Annotated in this window: 23 protein-coding genes; 7 read left to right on the top strand and 16 right to left on the bottom strand. The window is 34.9% G+C overall.

Translation table 11 applies throughout. The features are described 5' to 3' along the window. Positions 1 to 36 precede the first annotated feature (36 nt). The 8 genes from rpsC to AC1Q7L_RS09850 all read right to left on the bottom strand — a co-directional run bounded on the left by rpsC (position 37) and on the right by AC1Q7L_RS09850 (position 4844). Positions 37 to 774, bottom strand: a complete 738-nt coding sequence (gene rpsC, locus AC1Q7L_RS09885) for a 30S ribosomal protein S3 (RefSeq protein ID WP_054512045.1) — start codon at positions 772 to 774, stop codon at positions 37 to 39. A gap of 7 nt (positions 775 to 781) precedes the next feature. Then, positions 782 to 1180: a 50S ribosomal protein L22 gene (gene rplV / locus AC1Q7L_RS09880; protein ID WP_066752878.1), complete on the bottom strand. Its 399-nt coding sequence runs from the start codon at positions 1178 to 1180 to the stop codon at positions 782 to 784. A 2-nt stretch (positions 1181 to 1182) separates the two neighbouring features. Beyond that, positions 1183 to 1461, bottom strand: coding sequence for a 30S ribosomal protein S19 (rpsS, locus tag AC1Q7L_RS09875; protein WP_050378485.1), 279 nt, complete (start codon positions 1459 to 1461; stop codon positions 1183 to 1185). 2 nt (positions 1462 to 1463) lie between these two features. Next, positions 1464 to 2285: a 50S ribosomal protein L2 gene (gene rplB, locus AC1Q7L_RS09870; RefSeq protein WP_034702846.1), complete on the bottom strand. Its 822-nt coding sequence runs from the start codon at positions 2283 to 2285 to the stop codon at positions 1464 to 1466. A 22-nt stretch (positions 2286 to 2307) separates the two neighbouring features. Beyond that, complete coding sequence (gene rplW / locus AC1Q7L_RS09865) at positions 2308 to 2598, bottom strand: 50S ribosomal protein L23 (RefSeq protein ID WP_410691339.1); 291 nt, start codon at positions 2596 to 2598, stop codon at positions 2308 to 2310. 3 nt (positions 2599 to 2601) lie between these two features. Next, the gene (gene rplD / locus AC1Q7L_RS09860) at positions 2602 to 3231 is read right to left on the bottom strand and encodes a 50S ribosomal protein L4 (RefSeq protein ID WP_072407371.1); all 630 of its coding nucleotides are present in this window, start codon (positions 3229 to 3231) and stop codon (positions 2602 to 2604) included. Then, a complete protein-coding gene (gene rplC / locus AC1Q7L_RS09855) occupies positions 3222 to 3848 on the bottom strand; it encodes a 50S ribosomal protein L3 (protein WP_072407369.1) in 627 nt (208 codons plus the stop codon). The genes rplD and rplC overlap by 10 nt, the downstream gene beginning before the upstream one ends. 231 nt (positions 3849 to 4079) lie before the next feature. Beyond that, a complete protein-coding gene (locus AC1Q7L_RS09850) occupies positions 4080 to 4844 on the bottom strand; it encodes a DeoR/GlpR family DNA-binding transcription regulator (protein WP_492305271.1) in 765 nt (254 codons plus the stop codon). Between the two features lie 106 nt (positions 4845 to 4950). Between AC1Q7L_RS09850 and AC1Q7L_RS09845 the strand changes: the two genes are divergently transcribed. The 7 genes from AC1Q7L_RS09845 to AC1Q7L_RS09815 all read left to right on the top strand — a co-directional run bounded on the left by AC1Q7L_RS09845 (position 4951) and on the right by AC1Q7L_RS09815 (position 14221). Further along, complete coding sequence (locus AC1Q7L_RS09845; RefSeq protein ID WP_492305270.1) at positions 4951 to 6546, top strand: glycerol-3-phosphate dehydrogenase/oxidase; 1596 nt, start codon at positions 4951 to 4953, stop codon at positions 6544 to 6546. Between the two features lie 11 nt (positions 6547 to 6557). Next, positions 6558 to 8054 carry a glycerol kinase GlpK gene (glpK, locus tag AC1Q7L_RS09840; protein WP_492305269.1) on the top strand — a complete coding sequence of 499 codons (1497 nt, stop codon included), beginning with the start codon at positions 6558 to 6560 and terminating at the stop codon, positions 8052 to 8054. A 28-nt stretch (positions 8055 to 8082) separates the two neighbouring features. Next, complete coding sequence (locus tag AC1Q7L_RS09835) at positions 8083 to 8814, top strand: MIP/aquaporin family protein (RefSeq protein ID WP_492305268.1); 732 nt, start codon at positions 8083 to 8085, stop codon at positions 8812 to 8814. A 17-nt stretch (positions 8815 to 8831) separates the two neighbouring features. Continuing rightward, a complete protein-coding gene (locus AC1Q7L_RS09830; protein WP_492305267.1) occupies positions 8832 to 9635 on the top strand; it encodes a hypothetical protein in 804 nt (267 codons plus the stop codon). A 361-nt stretch (positions 9636 to 9996) separates the two neighbouring features. Beyond that, positions 9997 to 10410, top strand: a complete 414-nt coding sequence (locus tag AC1Q7L_RS09825; RefSeq protein WP_410691345.1) for a hypothetical protein — start codon at positions 9997 to 9999, stop codon at positions 10408 to 10410. Beyond that, positions 10410 to 11387 carry a hypothetical protein gene (locus tag AC1Q7L_RS09820; protein ID WP_492305266.1) on the top strand — a complete coding sequence of 326 codons (978 nt, stop codon included), beginning with the start codon at positions 10410 to 10412 and terminating at the stop codon, positions 11385 to 11387. Before AC1Q7L_RS09825 ends, AC1Q7L_RS09820 begins: the two co-directional genes overlap by 1 nt. Positions 11388 to 11503: 116 nt before the next feature. Further along, positions 11504 to 14221, top strand: a complete 2718-nt coding sequence (locus AC1Q7L_RS09815; RefSeq protein WP_492305265.1) for a hypothetical protein — start codon at positions 11504 to 11506, stop codon at positions 14219 to 14221. Positions 14222 to 14294: 73 nt separating this feature from the next. Here AC1Q7L_RS09815 and AC1Q7L_RS09810 read toward each other — a convergent pair whose 3' ends face one another. The 8 genes from AC1Q7L_RS09810 to AC1Q7L_RS09775 all read right to left on the bottom strand — a co-directional run bounded on the left by AC1Q7L_RS09810 (position 14295) and on the right by AC1Q7L_RS09775 (position 23625). Then, positions 14295 to 16511, bottom strand: coding sequence for a zinc-dependent metalloprotease (locus AC1Q7L_RS09810; protein WP_492305264.1), 2217 nt, complete (start codon positions 16509 to 16511; stop codon positions 14295 to 14297). Between the two features lie 150 nt (positions 16512 to 16661). Beyond that, positions 16662 to 17159 carry a low affinity iron permease family protein gene (locus AC1Q7L_RS09805; protein WP_492305263.1) on the bottom strand — a complete coding sequence of 166 codons (498 nt, stop codon included), beginning with the start codon at positions 17157 to 17159 and terminating at the stop codon, positions 16662 to 16664. A gap of 140 nt (positions 17160 to 17299) precedes the next feature. Next, a complete protein-coding gene (locus AC1Q7L_RS09800; protein WP_492305262.1) occupies positions 17300 to 18148 on the bottom strand; it encodes a carbonic anhydrase family protein in 849 nt (282 codons plus the stop codon). Positions 18149 to 18483: 335 nt separating this feature from the next. After that, the gene (gene rpsJ, locus AC1Q7L_RS09795; RefSeq protein WP_002661363.1) at positions 18484 to 18789 is read right to left on the bottom strand and encodes a 30S ribosomal protein S10; all 306 of its coding nucleotides are present in this window, start codon (positions 18787 to 18789) and stop codon (positions 18484 to 18486) included. A 17-nt stretch (positions 18790 to 18806) separates the two neighbouring features. Further along, entirely contained in the window at positions 18807 to 20924 is a 2118-nt protein-coding gene (gene fusA / locus AC1Q7L_RS09790) for an elongation factor G (RefSeq protein ID WP_410691351.1), read from the bottom strand. 6 nt (positions 20925 to 20930) lie between these two features. Further along, positions 20931 to 21407 carry a 30S ribosomal protein S7 gene (rpsG, locus tag AC1Q7L_RS09785; protein WP_066752920.1) on the bottom strand — a complete coding sequence of 159 codons (477 nt, stop codon included), beginning with the start codon at positions 21405 to 21407 and terminating at the stop codon, positions 20931 to 20933. 23 nt (positions 21408 to 21430) lie between these two features. Continuing rightward, entirely contained in the window at positions 21431 to 21844 is a 414-nt protein-coding gene (rpsL, locus tag AC1Q7L_RS09780) for a 30S ribosomal protein S12 (protein ID WP_027383325.1), read from the bottom strand. A gap of 197 nt (positions 21845 to 22041) precedes the next feature. Further along, a complete protein-coding gene (locus AC1Q7L_RS09775; RefSeq protein ID WP_492305261.1) occupies positions 22042 to 23625 on the bottom strand; it encodes a DUF8728 domain-containing protein in 1584 nt (527 codons plus the stop codon). Positions 23626 to 23644: the final 19 nt, after the last annotated feature.

The following is a 23644-nucleotide window of genomic DNA, read 5'->3' as shown; positions in this document are numbered from 1 at the left end:
GTAACGGTCGTTTAAAAACTATCCTCTAAAATTTTATTAATTATTTTTTTTATCTCTTGAAGGTCTTCTGTTGTCTCTATCTCCTCTGTTTCCGCCTCCTGAAGGACCACCTTTCTTCTGTTGTCCTACTAATGGCATAAGATCTCTCTTACCGTAAACTTCTCCTTTCATGATCCAAACTTTAACTCCTAGCTTACCGTATTGAGTAAGTGCTTCACCGATATGATAATCGATATCTGCTCTGAAAGTTGATAATGGAATTCTTCCGTCTTTGAAGTTTTCAGAACGAGCCATTTCAGCACCGTTCAATCTACCAGAGATTTGAACTTTGATACCTTCAGCACCCATTCTCATTGTAGAAGCGATAGCCATTTTAACAGCTCTTCTGTAAGAAATTCTGTTTTCAATTTGCTTAGCAATACTATCAGCAACTAAAACTGCATCAAGTTCAGGTCTTTTGATTTCGAAAATATTGATTTGAATATCCTTTTTAGTAAGTTTCTTCAATTCTTCTTTTAACTTGTCAACTTCCTGACCTCCTTTACCGATGATAAGTCCCGGTCTAGCAGTAGTGATTGTTACTGTTACTAATTTTAATGTTCTTTCAATATAAATTTTTGAAATCCCACCTTTAGATAATCTAGCTTCAAGGTATCTTCTGATTTTGTAGTCTTCAGCGATTCTGTCTCCATAATCTTTACCACCAAACCAGTTTGAATCCCATCCTCTGATGATACCTAATCTGTTACCAATTGGATTTGTCTTCTGTCCCATACCTTGATTAATTTTCTTTATTACCTAAGATTAGTGTAATGTGGTTAGATCTTTTTCTGATTCTGTGTCCTCTACCTTGTGGTGCAGGTCTTAGTCTCTTCAATTGTCTAGCACTGTCTACAAAAATTTCTTTAATGATAAGATTCGCTTCTTCGATATCAGCACCTTCGTTCTTTGACTGCCAGTTGGCCATCGCAGAAAGTAATACTTTCTCTAATTTGTTAGAAGCGTCTTTTTTAGAATATTTTAGAATGTATAAAGCTTTGTCAACTTCTACTCCTCTGATGATATCAGCAACTAATCTCATCTTTCTTGGAGAAGAAGGGCAATCATTATGTAATGCTTTTACTACATCTTGATTCGTTAATTTACGTGCTAATGCACTTTCTCTTTTTCTTGATCCCATGATTATCTACTTCCTTTGTTTTTGTTACCACCATGACCTCTGAAAGATCTTGTTGGAGAAAATTCGCCTAGCTTGTGACCAACCATGTTTTCTGTAACATAAACAGGGATAAAAGATTTCCCGTTGTGTACTGCAATAGTTTGTCCTACGAAGTCCGGAGAGATCATTGATGCTCTAGACCAAGTTTTAATAACTGTTTTCTTTCCAGCCTCTATATTTGCCTGAACCTTCTTATCTAAAGTATATGCGATGAATGGTCCTTTTTTAAGTGATCTTGCCATAATTATTTACGTTTAGATATGATATGACGGTTAGACGCTTTGTTTTTCTTTCTGGTTTTGTAACCTTTAGCAGGCATACCGTTTCTAGATCTTGGGTGACCTCCAGATGAACGTCCTTCACCACCTCCCATTGGGTGATCTACAGGGTTCATTACTACCGGTCTAGTTCTAGGTCTTCTACCTAACCATCTGCTTCTACCAGCCTTACCTGAAACAGTTAACTGATGATCAGAGTTAGAAACAGATCCAATCATTGCATAACACTCAGTAAGGATCATTCTAGATTCTCCTGAAGGCAATTTGATGATTGCATATTTTCCGTCTCTTGAAGTAAGTTGAGCTGAAGAACCAGCACTTCTTGCTAAAATAGCACCTTGTCCAGGCTTCATTTCAACACAAGAAATAACAGTACCCAATGGAATGTTTTTCAATTTCATTGCGTTACCGATGTTCGGTTCTACGCTTTCTCCTGAAACTACCTTTTGATCTACTTTGATACCGTTTGGAGCGATGATATATCTCTTCTCTCCGTCAGCATATTCTAATAAAGCGATAAATGCAGTTCTGTTTGGATCATATTCTACAGTTTTTACCGTTGCTTCAACATCATGCTTGTTTCTTTTGAAGTCGATAATTCTGTATTTCTTTTTGTGTCCACCTCCGGTGTAACGCATGGTCATTTTACCAGTTTGGTTACGTCCACCTGACTTACTAATACCAACAGTTAGAGATTTCTCTGGTTTGTTAGTAGTAATTTCCTCAAAATTGTTTACAATTCTGAATCTCTGTCCTGGGGTGATAGGTTTTAATTTTCTAACAGACATTACTATTATTTATAATTAATAATTAATTTACAGCAAAAATATCGATTACTTCCCCTTCAGCAAGAGTGATAATCGCTTTTTTCAATTTGTTTGTCTTTCCTACTTGAAGACCTTTTTTCGTGTATTTCGAAGAAACTTTAGGCGCATAAATCATGGTTCTAACGTCTGCTACTTTTACACCATAAGCTTGCTCTACAGCATTTTTAATTTGGATTTTATTCGCCTTAGGTTGTACTAAGAAAGAATAAGCACCTCTTAAATCTGTAAGATAGTTCGCCTTTTCTGAAATAACTGGTTTAATAATTAGTGACATGATTTATTTCTTTAAATTTTCCTGGAATTTTTCAACTGCACCTTCTAAGAAAACGATCTCACCTGCATTGATTAAGTCATAAGAAGAAATTTCGTTGAATTTCATAACTTTAGTCTTAGGTAAGTTTCTTGAAGATAAATATACATTCTTGTTCGTATCAGGAAGAATGAATAAAGATTTAGTATCGTTCAATGCTAATGCATTCAAGATAGTGATGAAATCTTTAGTTTTAGGAGCAGCAATGCTCAATCCTTCTACAATTCTGATGCTGTTGTCTCTCATTTTCTGAGAAAGAACAGATTTTTTAGCTAATCTCTTAAGAGCTTTGTTCAATTTGAATCTATAGTCTCTTGGCTTAGGTCCGAATACTCTACCTCCACCTCTGAAAGTTGGAGATTTAATATCACCGTATCTAGCAGATCCAGATCCTTTTTGCTTCTTAAGTTTCTTAGTAGAAGCAGTAATTTCGCTTCTTTCTTTTGATTTATGAGTCCCTTGTCTTTGTGCAGCAAGGTACTGTTTAACTTCTAAGTAAACCGCGTGCTTATTTGGCTCAATTCCGAATACAGATTCGTCTAGAGTTACTTTTTTTCCGGTTTCTTTTCCTGATGTATTTAATACTACTAGTTCCATTTTCTGATAATTACATAAGAATTTTTAGCTCCCGGAACAGCACCTTTTACTACTAAAAGATTTTGTTCTTGATCCACTTTTAATACTTGAAGGTTTTGTACAGTTACCTGCTTACCTCCCATTCTACCTGCCATTCTCATTCCTTTGAATACTCTCGAAGGATCCGATCCAGCACCGATAGAACCTGGAGCTCTAAGTCTGTTGTGCTGACCATGAGTAGCTTGCATTACACCTCCAAATCCGTGTCTTTTAACAACACCTTGGAAACCTTTACCTTTAGAAGTTCCTGTTACATCAACAAATTCACCTTCAGCGAATAGTTTCACAGTTACATCTTCTCCTACTGTTACTTGGTCTACGAATTCTCTGTAGAATTCTACCAACTTAGCTTTAGGAGCTGAACCAGCCTTTTTAAAATGACCAGCTAACGCTTTACCAACGTTCTTCTCACTCTTGTCATCGAAACCTAATTGAACTGCTTTATAGCCGTCCTTTTCAATGGTTCTGACCTGTAAAACCGAGCATGGACCAGCTTGGATAACTGTACAAGGAATATTTTTTCCTTCTTCGTTAAACAAAGATGTCATACCGATTTTTTTACCAATAATACCTGACATTATTTATATAATATGTTATAAAATTTCCTTGGATACACTTTCATTTCGGGAAGGTTTGAGTAATTTCTACTTTTGATATAGGCATACTCTACCCCTAAAATGAGTGTGCAAATTTATGAATAATTTTCAAATTGACAAATTTTATTGCAAAATATTTTGATTTTTAGCAGTTTACAAAAAATCGGCAAACTCAGGGTGATTTATACAATAATTATTTATCAATTATTAAATTTATTTCGTAATAACAGAAACCCCTCTTTCTTCAAGTCCGCTTCTGTCTTCTTCTAAGATTTCGTCATCGGTTACCAGATAATCTATTTTATCGAGAGGAGCGATCTTTCCGAATCCTTTTTTATTAAGCTTTGAAGAATCTGCCAGTATCACCACTTTCTCAGAACATTCAATCATAAGCTGATTAAGGTGTGCTTCTGCGGCATTGGAAGTACTTATTCCAAACTCCATATCAATACCATCAACACCGAGGAATAATTTATTGCACGAAAACTGTTTAAGAATAGTTTCCGAAATAGAGCCTACAATAGAAGTAGAACTTTTTCTAACCTCCCCTCCTAGCTGTATAATATTAATGTTAGGATTATTGCAAAGCTCAAGCGCAACTCTTAAAGATGAAGTAAGTACGGTAAGCTGACCAAAATTCACCAACATTCTGGCAAGATAATGCATTGTTGTTCCGGAAGCCAATATAATACAGTCGTTTTCCTGAATCAATTGCAAGGCTGCTTTAGCAATATTTTGTTTTGCTTCTACATTAATACTTTCCTTTTCACCAACGTTCTTTTCATAAGCGTATCTCACATGTTTACTTGCTCCTCCATGATTACGAAACAATAAGCCTAAACTTTCTAAATACGTCAAATCCTTTCGAATCGTAACTGAGGAAACATTAAACTTTTCACACAATTCCTGAACAAGAACATAGTCTTTTTCGTCTATTTCCTTTAATATATCATTATGCCTGGGCTGTAACTTTTCCATTCATCAAATTTATTAATTTTTATTGAGACCTTAAAAATTTCATTTATTTTCCTTTTAGTTTCATTTTTAATTACTAAATTTGAAAACGAAACATAAACGAAGTATTATGAAACGAAATGAAGAACTCATTAAATTAGCCAATACCCAGGAGTGGGATTTTATTGTTATTGGTGGTGGAGCTAGTGGTTTAGGTTCTGCATTGGACGCAACAAGCAGAGGATTTAAAACTTTACTGATAGAATCTCACGATTTTGCAAAGGCAACCTCCAGCAGAAGTACGAAACTTGTACACGGCGGTGTAAGATATCTTGCTCAGGGCGATATCGGATTGGTAAAAGAAGCTTTAAAAGAAAGAGGCTTACTTGCACAAAACGCAGCGCATGTTGTAAAAAATCAATCTTTCATCATCCCCAACTATACTTGGTGGGGAGGTATTTATTATAAAATAGGATTATCCATCTATGATTTTCTTGCCGGGAAATTAAGTCTTGGAAGAACACAATATATAAGTAAGTCTAAAACTGTCAGTAAACTTCCAACGATTGAGCAGAAAAACTTGATGAGTGGAGTTGTTTATCAGGACGGACAATTCGATGATGCCCGTTTGGCCATTAATCTAGCTCAAACCATTATTGAGAAAGGAGGAAGCGCTATTAATTATTTAAAAGTAATCAATCTTATTAAAAGTGATGCTAATAAAATAATCGGCGTCGTGGCAGAAGATCAGTTCACTCAAAGACGATATGAAATTCATGCAAAGGTTGTCATCAACGCGACAGGAATTTTCACGAATGACATCCTTAATATGAATAACCCCAAACATGGAAAATTTGTTGTTCCAAGTCAGGGTATTCATTTGGTTTTAGATAAATCTTTCTTAAAAAGTGATGATGCCATCATGATCCCAAAAACGTCAGACGGAAGAGTTCTGTTTGTAGTTCCGTGGCACGATAGAGCTTTAGTTGGAACAACCGATACTTTATTAGAAAACGAAAGTTTTGAACCAAGAGCTTTGGAAGAAGAAATTAATTTCGTTTTAAATACAGCAAGACAATATTTATCTAAAAAACCAACCCGAGAAGATGTTAAATCCGTTTTCGCAGGATTAAGACCGCTTGCCGCTCCAAAAGGCGAAGGAAAAAGCACGAAAGAAGTTTCCAGAAGTCACAAAGTTATCACATCCGATACAGGATTAGTTTCAATCATCGGCGGAAAATGGACGACCTACCGTAAAATGGCAGAAGACACCATTAACAAAGCCATGGAAATTCACAATATGGGAATGACAACTTCTAAAACAGAGAAATTATCCATTCACGGTAATGTAAAGGCCGAGCAGGTAGAAAGAAGCAGTCATTTGTATGTTTACGGTTCAGATATTCCTTCAATAAAAATGTTGCAAAACAGCAATCCTATATATTCAGAAAAGATTCATCCGGATCAACCTTTCACAGTCGCAGAAATAGTATGGGCAGTAAGAAATGAAATGGCGGAAACAATAGAAGATGTTTTGGCAAGAAGAGTCCGCATGTTATTTTTAGATGCAAGAGCAGCGATCGACAGCGCACATAAAGTATCGTTGATCATTGCCGAAGAAAGAGGACTTTCAGCAGAATGGGCAAGCCAACAGGAAAAAGAATTCATTGAATTAGCAAAAGGTTATTTACTAATACCCTACTCTCCTAAAAACAAACAACCATAAATATACACAGTATGAGTGAAAAATTGATCCTCGCTCTAGACCAGGGAACAACATCTTCTAGGGCTATTTTATTCAATCACAGCGGAGAAATTAAACAAATCTCCCAGAGAAATTTTGAACAGATATTTCCGACTCCGGGTTGGGTAGAGCATGACGCAAATGAAATTTGGTCTTCTCAAATTTCCGTTGCAGCTGAAACCATTGCCAAAGCAGGTATTTCAGGATTAGAAATTGCCGCTATCGGAATTACCAATCAAAGGGAAACTACCATTGTTTGGGACAGAGAAACCGGAGAACCTATTTACAATGCTATTGTTTGGCAGGACAGAAGAACCTCAAAGTATTGTGACTCTCTAAAAGAAGAAGGTCATACCGAAATGATCAAAAAGAAAACCGGACTTGTGTTGGATGCTTATTTTTCGGCAACAAAATTAAAATGGATATTAGATAATGTAGAAGGAGCAAGAGAAAAAGCAGAAGAAGGAAAATTATGTTTCGGAACTGTTGATACTTGGCTTGTTTGGAAACTTACCCGTGGAAAAATGTTCATCACTGATGTTTCCAACGCCAGCAGAACGATGCTTCTGAACATTCACACTTTGGAATGGGATGATGATTTGTTAAAATTATTCAATATTCCTAAAGCTATACTACCGCAAGTGAAACAAAGCAGTGAAGTGTATGGTGAAACATCAACAACGTTATTTTCAACTAAAATTCCTATTGCTGGAATTGCAGGAGATCAGCAAGCCGCTTTGTTCGGACAAATGTGTACAACTCCTGGAATGGTAAAAAACACTTATGGAACAGGATGCTTCCTATTAATGAACACAGGAACAGAAGCCGTAGAATCTAAAAATAATCTTCTGACAACTGTTGCATGGAAGATAAACGGAGAAGTTAATTACGCACTGGAAGGAAGTGTATTTGTAGGCGGTGCAGCAATACAATGGTTAAGAGACGGACTTAAATTAATTAATTCAGCTGAAGAAATCAACACACTTGCCCAAACCGTTGAAGATAATGGCGGTGTTTATTTTGTACCCGCACTTACCGGTTTAGGAGCGCCTTATTGGGATCAATATGCGAGAGGAACCCTTGTCGGAGTTACCAGAGGAACAACCAACGGACACATTGCCAGAGCTACTTTGGAAGGAATTGCCTTTCAGGTGTATGATATCGTAAAAGCAATGGAAGCAGACTCGGGAACACCTAGTCTTGAGCTTAGAGTTGATGGTGGAGCTTCTGCGAGTGATTTATTAATGCAAATTCAATCCGATCTTTTTGGATTTAAAATTACACGACCAAAAACATTAGAAACAACAGCTTTAGGTGCAGCTTATCTTGCAGGTCTTGCCGTTGGATATTGGAAAAGTGTAGACGAAATTCAATCTCAATGGATCGTTGACAAAGATTTTCATCCAAAATTGGACAAAGAAAAAGCCGATAATATGATTCATTTCTGGAATAAAGCTGTAAAACGCTCTCAAAACTGGATCGAAGATTAAATTTCCTCTCACCTAAAAAAATACACATATGACTCCATTTATTGCAGAAGTAATTGGCACAATGCTTCTTATATTATTAGGCAACGGCGTTGTAGCTAACGTTGTTTTAAAAGATACTAAAGGAAACAATTCCGGATGGATTGTTATTTCTACCGCTTGGGCACTGGCCGTTTTTGTAGGCGTTCAGGTTGCCGGCCCGATTAGTGGTGCACATTTGAATCCGGCCGTTACAATCGGTTTGGCAGTGGCAGGAAAATTTCAATGGGATCAAGTTCCCACTTATATTGCAGCCCAAATGATCGGAGCTGGACTGGGAGCATTTCTTGTCTGGCTGGTTTATAAAGATCATTTCGCAATTACCGAAGATGAAGGTAGAAAATTGGCTTGTTTCAGCACAGGCCCTGCGATCAGGAAGCCTTTATCAAACTTTATCAGTGAGACTATTGGAACTTTCGTATTGGTTTTCGTAATCTTTTATTTTGCAGATCCGAGTCTTTCGCTGCAGAATGATACAACTGCCAAAATAGGGTTAGGATCAATCGGTGCATTGCCTGTGGCATTTTTAGTTTGGGCGATCGGACTTTCTTTGGGAGGAACGACGGGATACGCGATTAATCCTGCAAGAGATTTGGGGCCAAGAATCATGCACTCTATTCTTCCAATTAAAGGAAGCAGTGATTGGGGATATGCGTGGATTCCGGTTGCAGGACCTATTTTTGGAGCCATTTTAGCAGCTCTCCTCTACGGAGCATTAAATTAACCTAAAAAGTTTAAACAATGAAAAAACTTTTAACAAGTTTATGCCTGATAATATTGGGCATAGGGAAGCTTTTTGCCCAAGACGCAACAGAAAAGCAAGAGGATAACAGGCTGGATTTTACAGCAAACATTCAAAACAACCATCTCTGGAGAGGATTGATTATTACTGATAAACCTGTTGTGATGGGAAATCTTTCCTACGCCTTGGATGCAGAAAAAAAATGGAAAGTCGGAATCTGGGGAGCTTCTGCTTTAGCTGATGATAAAGATGGAACCCATTATAAAGAGATCAATTATTATGTTCAATATTCAAACAGGCGGTTTTATATTGGATTATGGGATTTATTTAATTCAAGAAATATCAACACGGCAGTCGCTTCGGACGACATTTTCCATTATTCTAACAGAAGAACGGCTCATATTATTGATTTAAGGACTAATTACACTTTCGGGCCTTCATTTCCGATTAATATTGAAGCAGACATCATGCTTTACGGAGGAGCTAATGCAGGAGAAGTTGTATTAGAACCGGACGGAAGCTATAAAAAGAATAAATACTCTACCTATGTACAGGTAAGTTATCCTGTGATATCTGGTAAGAAAGTAAATCTTGATGCTTTTGTCGGTGCCGGGTTTGCCCTTAATGACCAAACCTTTCTGTATGGCAACGGAAAAAATAGTTTCGATGTTGTGAATGCAGGTGTTAAAGCCAGTAAAACCGTTAAAATAACAGATCATTACAGTCTTCCTGTTTCTATGATGGCCATGTGGAATCCTTCGAACAAATATGCAAGAATTCAGCTAGCTGCGACTGTATTTTAAAATAAAAATTGTTAGTAATTTAATTTACAAGCCATTCCACTTTTGGGATGGTTTGTTGTTTTGAACATGTTTTAGCTTTAACCACAAAAGAGACAAAAGCTTTTATTGACCGCTTTAAAGTTTAACTATTTTGAAAATAAAAGCTTGTAAAAGAAAATCAAAGATTTTTTTAAACTTATGTGTACTTTTTAACAGAATAAATTTTAGCTTAAAAAACTAAAGCATTCAACCTTCTGTGTCTTTTGTGGTTAAAAATTTAGCTCCCAAAAATTTTCACACATGATTGTGCGTGTTTCAGCCAATCACCGTGTTTTTACGGTTTAATTTTTGCTGGAATATGTTTAATTTTGATAAAAAAAATATGAAAAAGGTTTTCAGCTTATTTATTTTATGCATCAGCATTTTGTCATTTGCTCAGGCTACAGCTCCATTTACAGGAAAAAGAGATTTCAATATCCTTGAAGGCTACAGCGGAACAGGAACTCCGGCTTATTATGTGGATGTAAAGAAAAATGGTGATGTTTATTTTGGTTTTGTACAGGTTAATCAGGCTAGCGGAGAGGAAACCAAAGAAGAAATAAATGCCGGAAAATACAACCCAAAAGTGATGAAAGTTCATTTCAAAACTTATAATGAAACCTTTTTTGTAAAATTTGATAAAGAAAAAATCTACATGACCGACGAAAAAGGAAACATTTCAAAATCTGAAGATTGTTGCTCGGTTTCAGAAACAGAAAGTGGAAGTTGTATTTGTGACAGCGCATTTTATCAATAATGAAAATATTAAAAATTTTATTCTTCCTTTTTCTTGTTGTTTCCTGCAATAAGAAAAATGACCATTTGTATACTTTCTATTACTGGAAAACGAAACTTTCATTAGATGAGAAAGAGAAAAAAGTTTTAGACAAAGCTACAGTTCCTTATTTATATACCCGATTCTTTGATGTTGATAAAGTTGATGGAAAATTTCAGCCGATTGCTGTTATTACGAAAGACAAAAGTTTCCAGACCGACAAACAAATTGTTCCGACTGTTTTTGTTACCAACAGAACTTTGCTGAATATTTCTCAGGATGAAATTAAATTTTTAGCTCAAAAAATCAATCAATTAGTTCAGAAGAAAACTACAGAATATCATTTAAATATCAACAATGAAATTCAGATCGACTGTGACTGGACTGCCGGAACACGCGATGATTATTTCAAATTTTTAAAAGAATTAAAAAAAATCTCAGGAAAACAAATTACCTGCACACTTCGTCTTCATCAAGTCAAAGATAAAGCCCAGACCGGAATTCCACCAGTTGAAAAAGTTTATCTGATGTGCTACTCTACTTCTTCACCTTTGGAAAATGCCGACATCAATTCAATTTTAGATGTAAATACTTTGAAAAGCTACCTTTCGAATATTGAAGATTATCCGATAAAGAAAATTGCCGTTGCGCTACCGATTTACTCGTGGGGAATTGTCACCAATCATTTGGGAAAACATAAACTCATCAATGCTTTATCTAAAGAAGATTTAAACAATCCTAATTTTCAGAAAATATCAGAAAATAAAATTGAGATCGAAAAAGACGGATTCTACTTCGGAAATTATCTTAATAAAGGTTTCAAAATAAAAATTGAAGAGATTTCTGATGAACAGCTTCAAACCGTTGTTAATTTCTTAGAGAAAAAAATACCGCAGTTTGATATCGTTTATTATCAATTAGATAGTAAATTTGTTGTTAATCAGAATTTTAATTTTTAGCTTAAATATTCCTGTGAAGATTTGTGGAGTTTTTTCTCCCGCGGATTACACAGATTCGCACAGATTATTGCGTTGATTTTTTTTTAACTTAAACTATAAAAAACACCTTACATAAAATGAAAAAGTATATTCTTTCACTTGCTGTTTTATCACTTTTCTATACGAAATCTGATGCCTGCGCTTGGTCTGATCCGGATTATGAATATTTTAATCTCTTCACGCAAAGCATCATTAAGGATAAATCGTATTTACCTTTTCTTCACAGCTATTCAACTCGGTTTTATACTGATTTCAAACAATCTCAAATTCCTGATGAAAATATTGAGTCTTGGAGAAAATTCTTTAATAATCAGTTAAGTTATGCTGAAACAGATTTCATGGTCAATAAAATGAGCATGAACGATCTTAATGAACTGAAAAAAGGAAATCCCAATAATGCTTTACTCACAAAATTGGGCACCGGATTCTATCAAAAATACAGTGAAGGAATTGATTATCTGATCGAGGCTAAATATCTGGAGCCTTACATGAAAATCAACTATGTGGAAAGTGCAGATTCTTTCTATTACAGAGAAAACAGCACGGATAAAAATGCCACCAATCTTGATTATCCTAAAACAATTTCAGCATTAACTTCTTTATATAATGCTGCGAAAAACCCTGAAATCAAGCAACGTTACGGTTATCAGCTTGTGCGTTTTAATCATTATACCAGAAATTATGATGCGGCTCTTCAGGCATTCAAAACTTATGTTGAACCTGTAAAATTAAAGGGAGCGCCTTATTTTATGTCGCTCGATCAATTGGCAGGCGCGCAAAGAGGTCTGCAAATGAACAGCGATGCGAACTGGAACTTTTTTCAGGTTTTCATGAACAGCAAAAGCCGTAAAGAATCTGCATTTGTTTCGATGAAACTTTCAGACACCGCTTCTTTTAATAACATCTTGAAAAGAGCCGGAACGAATGAGGAAAAAAATATGGGATATTTTCTTTTGGGATATGAAGATTTCACCAATCCGATTCCTATTATGGAGAAAATGTTCGACATCAATCCTGATTCCGAGATACTAAAAGTAATGGCCGTAAGAAGCATTAATGAACTGGAGAGAAGTTATCTTCCAACGTATTACTATGCTTCCACAGATAATGGCAATAATTCTACCGTTCAAAAAGGCACTTCAAATACAACTACAGATCCAGCTAAAGCCGAAACACCTGAGGTAAAAGAAAAAGAATTGTCTTTCTGGCAAAAGATCGTGCGATTCTTTAAAAAGCTTTTCGGAATAAAATCAGATTCAACAACAGAAAACAACAAGGCTGACCAAAGCGATGACGAATTGCTGGATAATCCGAACCGAATTCCTTTTTATACTAAAAATCAAAGTTACTACTATGATGAAAAGCAAAAAGATTTCTTAGACGATCTTGAAAAATTTACAAAAAAAACAAAGGCTAAATCTAAAGATGAATATTGGCAGATCGCAGACGCTTACCTGAAATTTTTGAAAAAAGACTACAAAGCTAGCACTGAAATTTTAGAAGATATCAAAACCAACAATCCCGAATATCTTGAAGAAATAAAGAGAATGAAAGTTCTGAATGATATCGTTTCCCAGCCAAAAATAACAGCGGAATATGAAAATCATTTAATGAAAGATTACGCGGAATATTTTGTTGAAAAAGAAGTTAAAAAAGACAGCATTCAATCAGATTACGATTCTTATTACGGTCCGGTTCCTTCAACGGCTTCTTTCCTTAAAGATGTTTTGGCCAACCGTTATTTCTTACAGGGAGAAGATGGAAAATCATTCCTGATGAGCAATAAACTTTCTGACCTTCAATATAATCCTAATTCAAATTTGGTGAAAAGTGTGGAAGATTTTTACAGAAAACCAAACAAGTCACAATTTGAGCAACAAATTATTGCTAAAAATATTAATGATGTAGGAAATATAGATGCATTTTTCAGTATAATTTACGGTGACAGAGCAATGAGAATGGCTGATTTTGAAAAGGCTAAATCTTACTATCAAAAAGCCCAAAGTTTCACAGGAATTCCAAGGCTGAATTATGAATGGACTGAAAATAATCAAAAAGTAACGCCTCGTCAATATGCCGGTGCTGAATATAATGGTTTTAAAAATGTTTCCAATCTTATTTTCGGGCACAATGTCTGGGAAAGTTTTGAAAGCGCAGACAATATCAGTATGGAAGCTGAAGATTATTCGGCATTTCCTTTCATTAAAAATTCGATGAATAAGCTTGAACTTTCGGATGCTTTAATTCAATTGAAGAAAATTGGAAGCGGGAAAGATGAAAAAGCAGCACAGGCCAATCAGCTGATCGGAAATTTACTTTATAACACTTCAATTTTAGGATATTACAGAGAAGTATTTGTGATGGATATCGACAACAGCAATGGCGGAAAATATGATTTCTGGAATACTGACAAAAAAACGCCATATCAATATTACTATAAAAACTTCCTAGACAGTTCTTACATTGAATCTGATAATTTTGATCTGGCAATTAATTATTATAAAAAAGCTCTTGACCTTTCGAACAATAAAAATCAAAAGGCAAGAGTTCTTTTCCAGATGGCAAGTGCCGAACAAGGAAAGTATTATCAATATGAAGCAAAAAATCCTTCAAAAATTGATTACTCCGATCCTAAATATTCTGAGAAAAGTGATGCTTATCAAATTCAGCTCAATGATATTAAAAACCAAAAATACAGAACCTATTTTGCCATCCTGAAATCTCAATATGCAGATGCAGAGGTTACGAAAAATCTTATGGGTAGTTGTTCTTATTTTAGTTATTTTATGAAGTAACTTAGTTTTTAATTATAAAAAAAATCTCTGAATTGCTTCAGAGATTTTTTTATGATCTTTAATTTATTTAAAATTATTTTTTAACAAACTTAGTTTTAAGATCTGTACCATTCTCATTTATATTGATGAAGTAAATACCTTTTACTAAATCTCTCACAACAATTTTACCATCTCCGATTGTTCCTTTTGAGATCAATTGTCCTGGAGCATTGTAAATTTCATATGTTGATTTTGAAGAAATATTTTTAACATTTAAAATATCATCAACAGGGTTAGGATAGATCTGAACAGTTTTTACATTTCCTGTTTCAGAAGTTCCTAAGTTTGCAACATTATTTTGTTTTACAGCATAAAATACGTTACCAATTGCAGAAACTCTTATATGCCCACTTTTACCCGCTAAAGATGCAGGAATTAAAACACTTGCAGTACCTGAGTTAGGAACAGAAGCAGCTAAAACCGTCCAAGTTGCACCACCATCAAAAGTATAATCTATTTTCACGTTGGCAACATTGTATGGAGAAGCAGTTGTACCAGAAACTACCCATGTAATTGTAGAGTTCGTATTTGGAGTTAATGTTGAAGCATTTACAGTAAATGCATTTGCAGAACCTACAACAATTGTCTGTGTAGCGTAAGCTGTTTGCGCTTGGCCTGCAGGTTTGTTGTCTCTTACTGTAACACGGAAATGAGTAGTTCTTGCTACCGTAGAAGCAGCTTCGAAATCAGTTGTATTTTTAACTACACCACTTAAAACTGTAGCTAATTTCGGGAAATATCTTGTTGGGCTTGTTGTAGCGATCCAAGATCTGAAACTTGCACCTGAAGTAGTATTTCCAATATTTGATTTAGTTACACCGTTATCCAGAATACTTGGATCCGTTTGTTCCCAATTGTATGTTAATGCATCTCCATCCGGATCTGCTGCAGAAGCAGTCAATACAAAAGCAGTTGATCTTGGAATTGTATAAGTAGTTGGCATTGCTGTAACAACTGGTGTGTTATTAGTAATTGGTGTTTCTATATCAACACTTACCGCTGCAAGATTTGTCTGAACCTGGTCGATACTTACACTATGGAAATATGGATCAGAATTAGACTGTACATCTGTTGTAGAACCTGTAATACCAGCATAACCCATAATTGTAGATCCCGATCCCGGTTCAACTTCCTGATCTAGGAAATCTTCATAAAAGCTATACGTATGAGAATCACCCAGTTGATGTCCTAATTCATGAGCTACATAATCTATGTCAAAAGTATCTCCCATCGGTACATTATCTGCGGGAGAAGTTATACCACTTCCTTTATAATTATCCGGAGCAATATAAGCATAACCACAACCTCCATTAGCTGCTGTATAACTTGTTGTAGTAACATCGTTACTTCCGATACAACCGATACAACCTGCGTTACCGCCACCTCCGGAAGCACCAAACAAATGTCCTATATCAAAACTAGCATCTGTAACACCATAAGCTCCACCGTGCAAAGTATTCATTAATTCATAATTCCATTTACACATTTGGCTTGAATTACTGTAAGGATCAGAAGAAGCAGTTGTAAAAATAAGATTCGGTGCGCTCACCACATTAAGGTGAAGGTTAAATTCCTGCTCGAAAACTCCGTTTACTCTTGTCAAAGTAGCATTTACCTGAGCCAAGGCATTTGCAGCTCCTCCAAAATATGCTGTATATTCTCCTGTTACAGACATTGCCAATCTAAGTGTATGATATTTTTTATCACTAGATTTTGAAGCTAAACCAGAAGCTTGCATTTGTTGAAGTTTAGCTACAGACTCTTTACTTTCTTTTGTACTACAAGTGAAAGCATGACCATTTTTACCACTTTTCCCGTGGATTGAATAAACAGATTTATCTTGTGTTGCAGGCTCAATGAATTCATACTTTCCATTGCTGATCGTCATTGACTGAAAATCGTTAGGAGCTACACTGAATCTGATATATTTACTCGGGTCATCAATTCCGGTTCCAACATAAGATCCTAATTGATATTGGCTTGCCATTGCTTCATCAATTACAGGTAAGCTATTAACTATAAACCTTTCTGTTTTCCCGTTTAAGGTTGGAATATTTACAGTAATTCCGCTTCCTTCTCCGTATTTCGGAGCTCTCAATAATTGTGTTCTTATTTTATCAATATCAAGTTGATAATAAATCGAATTGTCACTCTTTTTAACCACATTTTTCGTCGGTGTCGTCTTGCTCCATTGTGCACTTACCATAGAAGAGGCAACTGCAAACAATACAAGGGGTAATTTTGTCTTCATGTATAAAATTTAGGAAGACAAATGTAGTTTTTATTATTAATTTAATAATAAAAAGAAGTAATAATTTAAAAAATTAACTATTATATACAATCAATCTATTAAAATTCAATTTTTCAATCTATTTGTTGAATTTAACATAAAAAAAAGGAATCAATATGATTCCTTTTTCTGTTGTTTCTGAAGCCATTCATCATGCCTTTTTTTGAACTGATCATGCTTATAATCCTGATTTCTTTTAGCAGCATCAATTGAGTGCGAACTATGAATATCAGCATCTTCCTCGGCAAAATCTGCTAACTTTTCATAATAACAGTGAAGCTCATCTAATTCTTTTTCGGTAAGATCTTCAATGTCTACAATTCGATTACTTGCTTTTTCGTTGGCCGCGAGCAATTCATTCAGTTTTATCTGAATAGCTTTTGAATCTTTATTCTGTGCTTTCTGAATTAAAAAAACCATCAAAAAAGTAATAATGGTAGTTCCGGTATTAATAACTAACTGCCAAGTTTCAGAATAATTAAAAATAGGCCCTGAAACAGCCCAAACAATAACAATAAGTGTTGCTCCGATAAAAGCATAAGAACTTCCTGTAAATTTTGTAGCCCAATTTGAAAATTTTTCAAAAATGCTGTTATTTGATTTTGACATTTTAGTATGTATTAATTTTATGCTTTGTATTTGAAAAATCCCCTTAAACTCTTGCAGTATAAATTCATCAAAAACTCCGCCGAAATCGACGAAGTTTCTAAGTTAGGTAATATGTTGTGTATTCTTATTTTTTCTTTTTATTAATTTCCCGGATTCATATATACTTTTCTACCGTTTAAAGGCTGTATTCCACGGAAATTAGGATCTGTATAAATTGATGTATAAGAGTTAAATTGTGCATCAGAAAGTTGCTGTTTATTTTTAAATACAAACCAATCTACAGGACCTCCATTAGTTATATTAGAACTAGCACCGAAGTTTGGAGTTGTTAATGATCCACTGTAGGTGTAATATTCTCGTGTATTGGTAGGAAATAGATCTAACAAGTTGAATGTAGTATTCGGCGAATTGGTTCCATTACTTGTTGTTGGAGACTGTGCAAATAAATTTTGCATTGAAGAATTACCAGCTCCAATGTCTACCAAGACGCTAAGAACAGCATATGAATTGTCTGCCGATACATTTACGAAGTGAATCTCCATTTTGCTGTATTTTCCATCTACAGTATGCTCACTGCTGTAATGAAAATGAAAATTAACAAGGTTAAATTTCTTCCCTCCCACTGTAATATAGTTATTGGCATTATCTGCACCTGTAACATTTATTTTCAGGTTTTCTCCTGCATTATTTACCACAGAATTCAGGTTTACAGATCCGTAATGTATTGCAGGGTCTGTACTATGAAAAGCAATAGCACTGGAAGGAACAATATTAATAGGTGTTTGGGATTCTGCAACTGCAGCCGGAAAGTTAGAGGTAAAAATCGGTGTGCTGATAAGATCTGAGGGATAGGAATTCAGTTCATGCATATCCTCACTATTATTATCACTATTACATGATGTTAGCAGGACAACCGGAGCCAAGCTCAAAATAACAATAGCTCTCTTCACACTGGCAGGAACCAATGTATTCATTTTTTTTCTTTTCATTTGTGTAAAATTTAAAATGTTTTGTCTGATATCTTTTTTCAGACCATTATTGTTTGTGAAATATTAAGTATTAATTCAACAACAAATATAAAATATTGAATAACTAACTAATAAACAAGAAGCCTAGTTTTAATTAAATTTTAAAAAAATATAAATTCTTATAAACTGATTTAAAATTTTAATCTAAACCCATCAATAAACATTTAAAACAAATACATTTTAGAAATTTTACTTTATAATTAAATTTTAAGATAATTTTCAGTTAATACAAACAAAAAATCCGCCCCTTGAAAGGGACGGATTCTTATATAATTACGTGCAAAATATGCAAGTTATCACACTTTAATTTCCACGTCTACACCTGAAGGAAGTTCTAATTTCATTAGAGCATCAACAGTTTTAGAAGAAGAAGAGTAGATATCCATTAGTCTCTTGTGAGCTGATAATTGGAACTGCTCTCTTGCCTTCTTGTTTACGTGCGGAGATCTCAACACAGTGAAGATTCTCTTATTCGTTGGCAATGGAATTGGTCCGTTTACAACAGCACCAGTAGCCTTTACCGTTTTTACGATTTTCTCAGCAGACTTGTCTACCAAGTTGTAATCGTAAGATTTTAGTTTTATTCTGATTCTTTGTGACATTTCTTTACTTTAAAAAATTAACCTTTTGCTTTAGCAATGATATCTTCAGCAACGTTTTGAGGAGTAGCTTGGTACTTCTCTAATTCCATAGAAGAAGTAGCTCTTCCTGATGAAAGTGTTCTTAGAGTTGTTACATATCCAAACATTTCAGAAAGTGGAACTGAACCTTTGATTACAACGGCACCGTTCTTTTCTTCTTGTCCACTGATTGTACCTCTTCTCTTGTTAAGGTCACCAATGATGTTACCCATATATTCTTCCGGAGTTACAACCTCCAATTTCATAATAGGCTCCATGATTACTGGCTTAGCAGCACGTCCCGCTTCTTTAAATCCTAATTTAGCAGCTAATTCAAAAGAAAGTGCATCAGAATCCACTGCGTGGAAAGATCCGTCTTTAAGAGTAACTTTAATACCTTCAACTTCGAAACCAGCCAAAGGACCGTTCTTCATTGCAGCTTTAAAGCCTTTTTCAATTGCAGGAACAAATTCTCTAGGAACGTTACCACCTTTGATCTCATTGATGAATTCTAAACCAACTTTACCTTCGTCAGCAGGTCCTAGTTCAAATACAATATCAGCAAATTTACCCTTACCACCAGATTGTTTTTTGTAAACTTCTCTGTGTTGAGCAACTCTTGTAAGATTTTCTTTGTATTCAACCTGAGGTTGACCTTGGTTTACTTCAACTTTGAATTCTCTCTTCATACGATCAACAAGGATGTCAAGGTGAAGTTCACCCATACCTGAGATAATCGTTTGTCCAGAAGCTTCGTCAGTTTTAACCTGGAAAGTAGGATCTTCTTCAGCTAATTTAGCTAGAGCGTTACCCATTTTATCCTGGTCAGCCTTAGTTTTAGGCTCAACAGCGATACCAATTACCGGATCAGGGAAAACCATCGATTCAAGAACGATTGGGTGTTTCTCGTCACACATTGTATCACCAGTTTTAATAGATTTAAAACCTACAGCTGCACCGATATCTCCTGCTTCAATATATTCTACAGGATTTTGCTTGTTAGCGTGCATCTGATAGATTCTAGAGATTCTTTCTTTATCTCCTGAACGAGTGTTCAAGATATAAGAACCTGCATCTAATCTTCCAGAGTATGCTCTGAAGAATGCTAATCTTCCCACGAATGGGTCAGTAGCAATCTTAAATGCTAAAGCTGCGAAAGGCTCATCTACAGATGGTTTTCTTGTAATATCAAGATCTGTTCTAGGGTCAGTACCTTTGATATCATCTTTATCCAATGGAGAAGGCAAGTATTTACATACTGCATCCAACATGAACTGTACTCCTTTATTCTTAAATGAAGAACCACAAGTCATTGGGATAATAGATAAATCAATAGTAGCTTTTCTTAGAGCTTCGTTGATTTCTTCTTCAGAGATTGAATCTGGATCTTCGAAGAATTTCTCCATCAAAGTATCATCGTAGTCAGCAACAGCTTCTACTAGTTTCTCTCTGTATTCAAGAACTTCAGCCTTCATGTCTTCAGGAATTGGCACTACTTCGAAAGTAGCTCCTTGTCCTGCTTCATCCCAGATGATAGCTCTGTTTTTAATTAAGTCAACAACACCTTTGAAATCTTCTTCAGCACCGATTGGTAAAACGATTGGAACTGCGTTAGATCCTAACATAGTCTTAACCTGGTTTACCACGTTAAGGAAGTCAGCACCTTGTCTGTCCATTTTGTTTACGAATCCCATTCTTGCAACTTTATAGTTGTCAGCAAGTCTCCAGTTTGTTTCAGACTGAGGCTCTACTCCATCTACTGCAGAGAATAAGAATACCAAACCATCTAATACTCTTAAAGATCTGTTTACTTCTACTGTGAAGTCAACGTGTCCCGGTGTATCAATGATGTTGAAGTGGTAAGGCTTACTTTCAGGTAAGATTTTCCCTTGATCTGTTGGGAAATTCCAAGAACAAGTAGTTGCAGCAGAAGTAATTGTAATACCTCTTTCTGCTTCCTGCTCCATCCAGTCCATTGTAGAAGCACCATCGTGAACTTCCCCAATTTTGTGGTTTACACCTGTATAGAATAAGATTCTTTCTGTAGTGGTAGTTTTTCCCGCATCAATGTGGGCAGCAATACCAATGTTTCTTGTAAATTTAAGATCTCTACTCATTTCTAATTAGAATTTAAAGTGTGAGAAAGCTTTGTTAGCTTCCGCCATTTTGTGAGTATCAGATTTTTTCTTGTAAGCAGCACCTTCTTCTCTAGAAGCAGCTACAACTTCGTTAGCTAATTTCAAAGCCATAGACTTATCATTTCTAGCTGTAGAATATTTGATTAACCATTTCATTGCCATAGAAATTTTTCTATCAGCTCTGATTGGCATAGGAATCTGGAAGTTAGCTCCACCTACTCTTCTAGAACGTACTTCTACGTGAGGCATAACGTTAGTTAATGCATCTTTCCAGATTTCAAGGGCAGTCTTTTCAGTTTCTCCTTTTTTAGCTTCTACAAGGTCTAATGCATCGTAGAATATTTTGAATGCGATAGACTTCTTACCGTCTAGCATTAAATTGTTTACAAATCTTGTTACCAATTGATCATTAAATTTCGGATCTGGTAACAACGGTCTTTTTTTCGCTTTTGTCTTTCTCATTGCTTCTGTACCTTATTTAATGATTATTTTTTCTTTCCTTTAGCTGGTGCAGCTGCTGCCTGACCTGGTTTTGGTCTCTTAGCTCCATACTTAGATCTTCTCTGAGTTCTACCGCTTACACCTGCAGTATCTAATGCTCCTCTTACGATATGATAACGTACTCCCGGTAGGTCTTTCACCCTTCCGCCGCGTACCAATACTATCGAGTGCTCTTGAAGATTATGTCCTTCGCCCGGGATGTAGGCGTTGACTTCCTTCCCGTTAGAAAGTCTTACCCTTGCAACTTTTCTAAGTGCAGAGTTAGGTTTCTTAGGAGTGGTAGTATATACTCTCGTACATACACCTCGTCTTTGTGGACAAGAATCAAGGGCAGCCGATTTACTCTTCTTGGTGAGTGCGACTCTTCCTTTTCTTACTAATTGTTGAATAGTAGGCATTTAATTGCTTTTTATTTTAGGGTGCAAAAATATAAATAATTTTCCAATCTACAAAAACTTATATGAAAATTAAAATCAATCACTTACATCAAAAAGCTTCAATCTATGATTAAAGAAATATGCATATCATTATATATAGGAAGAAAAGCGAGGGAAGAAAGAGATAAATATAGCTGTATTAAATAAATATATTTTTTTTATTCTAAGATTTTAACTTCAACATTTTTATTCCATTTAAAATCTTTTACATTCTGTTTAAGTGATTCATGGATTTTTGGATTGATAGAATAAATAAAAACATGATCCTGACCTACAACTGCATTATTTTTAATGGTAAGAACTGCAACTTTTTTCCAGTTTTCAGGGGTTTGCCCTCTCAACCATTCTTCATAAGCTATGGCAAGCTGGTAATTGTTTTCTTTACAGTATTTCGTTAGATAATTTTTAAATCGATTATCCATAACTGCTCCCCTTTTACTGAATGGAATCATTTCTGTAGAACCCAAACCTACAAAATCAAGCAAATGAATATCCGAGAAATAACAAATTGCGCCGATATCATTAGCAACAACTTTAGAGTTATTATAATACTTCTTTAAGAATTTTGCAGACTGAATTTGCTGTTCGTAAATATTTTCGCTGCCTTGTGTTATTAATAGATGTGCAAAACCAAACTTGTAGATCAATAATATAAAATTAACCATAAGAATTGCACCCGTAAAATTTTCTTTTTTAAATTCAGATAAAAAATTTATAAAAAAAGGCTTCAATCTTGGAATCACAATCATTAAAAAAGCCGTTAAAAGGTAAGCTTCATATCGGAAAGGCCCTTTGAATTCTCCAAAAACACATTGTAAAATTAACGTAAGACTCCAAGCTATGATTAGAAAGTTATTAATAATGATCTTTTGAAAACTCAGTTTACTTTTATAATCTTTATAAATCAATACAACTCCTATCAACAAAGGAAATAGCGCAACTTGATAAAATTTTATATTTAAAATAATTTTCCTCAGTATTATTTCTTTAATCTGCTCAATATAATTTCCTGAAAAATTAAACGAAGTCCCTTTTACCACAACAGAATTAGGAAAGAAATATCCATCTTTTTGATAATTAAAGTATCCGAAAATTAAAATTGGAACGAAGCCTAAAATTAAAGTTAAAGCAACTTCTTTATACTTTCTAATCAATAAAAAAACAAAAGCCAGTGAAGCAAAATAGAACATACTTTCGAACCTTACCAATCCCAGCAGTAAAATAGTTGCATAAAACCAATATGATGAAAGCTGATCTTTAAAATCACTTTTAATCCATTTTTGAAAGTAAAAAACATTCACAACAATGATAAGAACCTGTAAACTATGTTCCATACCCGTGAAAATCTGAATATGCAGAACAGCAAAAAAAAGCGTGAACAAACTCGCAATAATGATATGTTTATTTTTATCAAAAAATGAAGAATAATGTCTATTAAGAAAGACAATAATTAATGAAGAAACAGCAACATTGAAAATTAAAGGAATAAGCCCGTTATTCCCAAAAACAATAATCAAAACACTTAAAATAAAAGTAAAAATGGGTGACGACGATGAAGACGAAAAAGAATATTTCGTCATTCCCCAAACATCATGAAGTGCAAAATTCTTAGCTATCGCCAAATGAATATAGGCATCATCTAATATATAGGTAAAATTGCCCTCCGTTTTGGAAATCATTATTAAAAAATAGACCAAGCAAATTCCGAAGAAAACAGAAGCAGAAATAATAAAGTTCTTCATTACATTTAAACCTTCACTT

Source organism: Chryseobacterium sp. GW823-FHT05E08 (assembly GCF_058795655.1).
Note: the sequence above shows the minus strand (reverse complement) of the source record. Positions and strands in the feature narration are given on the sequence as shown.

Coding starts and splice junctions, on each gene's coding strand:
- rpsC (WP_054512045.1), bottom strand. CDS start 774: ATGGGACAGAAGACAAATCCAATTGGTAACAGATTAGGTATCATCAGA.
- rplV (WP_066752878.1), bottom strand. CDS start 1,180: ATGGGATCAAGAAAAAGAGAAAGTGCATTAGCACGTAAATTAACGAAT.
- rpsS (WP_050378485.1), bottom strand. CDS start 1,461: ATGGCAAGATCACTTAAAAAAGGACCATTCATCGCATATACTTTAGAT.
- rplB (WP_034702846.1), bottom strand. CDS start 2,285: ATGTCTGTTAGAAAATTAAAACCTATCACCCCAGGACAGAGATTCAGA.
- rplW (WP_410691339.1), bottom strand. CDS start 2,598: ATGTCACTAATTATTAAACCAGTTATTTCAGAAAAGGCGAACTATCTT.
- rplD (WP_072407371.1), bottom strand. CDS start 3,231: ATGGAACTAGTAGTATTAAATACATCAGGAAAAGAAACCGGAAAAAAA.
- rplC (WP_072407369.1), bottom strand. CDS start 3,848: ATGTCAGGTATTATTGGTAAAAAAATCGGTATGACATCTTTGTTTAAC.
- AC1Q7L_RS09850 (WP_492305271.1), bottom strand. CDS start 4,844: ATGGAAAAGTTACAGCCCAGGCATAATGATATATTAAAGGAAATAGAC.
- AC1Q7L_RS09845 (WP_492305270.1), top strand. CDS start 4,951: ATGAAACGAAATGAAGAACTCATTAAATTAGCCAATACCCAGGAGTGG.
- glpK (WP_492305269.1), top strand. CDS start 6,558: ATGAGTGAAAAATTGATCCTCGCTCTAGACCAGGGAACAACATCTTCT.
- AC1Q7L_RS09835 (WP_492305268.1), top strand. CDS start 8,083: ATGACTCCATTTATTGCAGAAGTAATTGGCACAATGCTTCTTATATTA.
- AC1Q7L_RS09830 (WP_492305267.1), top strand. CDS start 8,832: ATGAAAAAACTTTTAACAAGTTTATGCCTGATAATATTGGGCATAGGG.
- AC1Q7L_RS09825 (WP_410691345.1), top strand. CDS start 9,997: ATGAAAAAGGTTTTCAGCTTATTTATTTTATGCATCAGCATTTTGTCA.
- AC1Q7L_RS09820 (WP_492305266.1), top strand. CDS start 10,410: ATGAAAATATTAAAAATTTTATTCTTCCTTTTTCTTGTTGTTTCCTGC.
- AC1Q7L_RS09815 (WP_492305265.1), top strand. CDS start 11,504: ATGAAAAAGTATATTCTTTCACTTGCTGTTTTATCACTTTTCTATACG.
- AC1Q7L_RS09810 (WP_492305264.1), bottom strand. CDS start 16,511: ATGAAGACAAAATTACCCCTTGTATTGTTTGCAGTTGCCTCTTCTATG.
- AC1Q7L_RS09805 (WP_492305263.1), bottom strand. CDS start 17,159: ATGTCAAAATCAAATAACAGCATTTTTGAAAAATTTTCAAATTGGGCT.
- AC1Q7L_RS09800 (WP_492305262.1), bottom strand. CDS start 18,148: ATGAAAAGAAAAAAAATGAATACATTGGTTCCTGCCAGTGTGAAGAGA.
- rpsJ (WP_002661363.1), bottom strand. CDS start 18,789: ATGTCACAAAGAATCAGAATAAAACTAAAATCTTACGATTACAACTTG.
- fusA (WP_410691351.1), bottom strand. CDS start 20,924: ATGAGTAGAGATCTTAAATTTACAAGAAACATTGGTATTGCTGCCCAC.
- rpsG (WP_066752920.1), bottom strand. CDS start 21,407: ATGAGAAAGACAAAAGCGAAAAAAAGACCGTTGTTACCAGATCCGAAA.
- rpsL (WP_027383325.1), bottom strand. CDS start 21,844: ATGCCTACTATTCAACAATTAGTAAGAAAAGGAAGAGTCGCACTCACC.
- AC1Q7L_RS09775 (WP_492305261.1), bottom strand. CDS start 23,625: ATGAAGAACTTTATTATTTCTGCTTCTGTTTTCTTCGGAATTTGCTTG.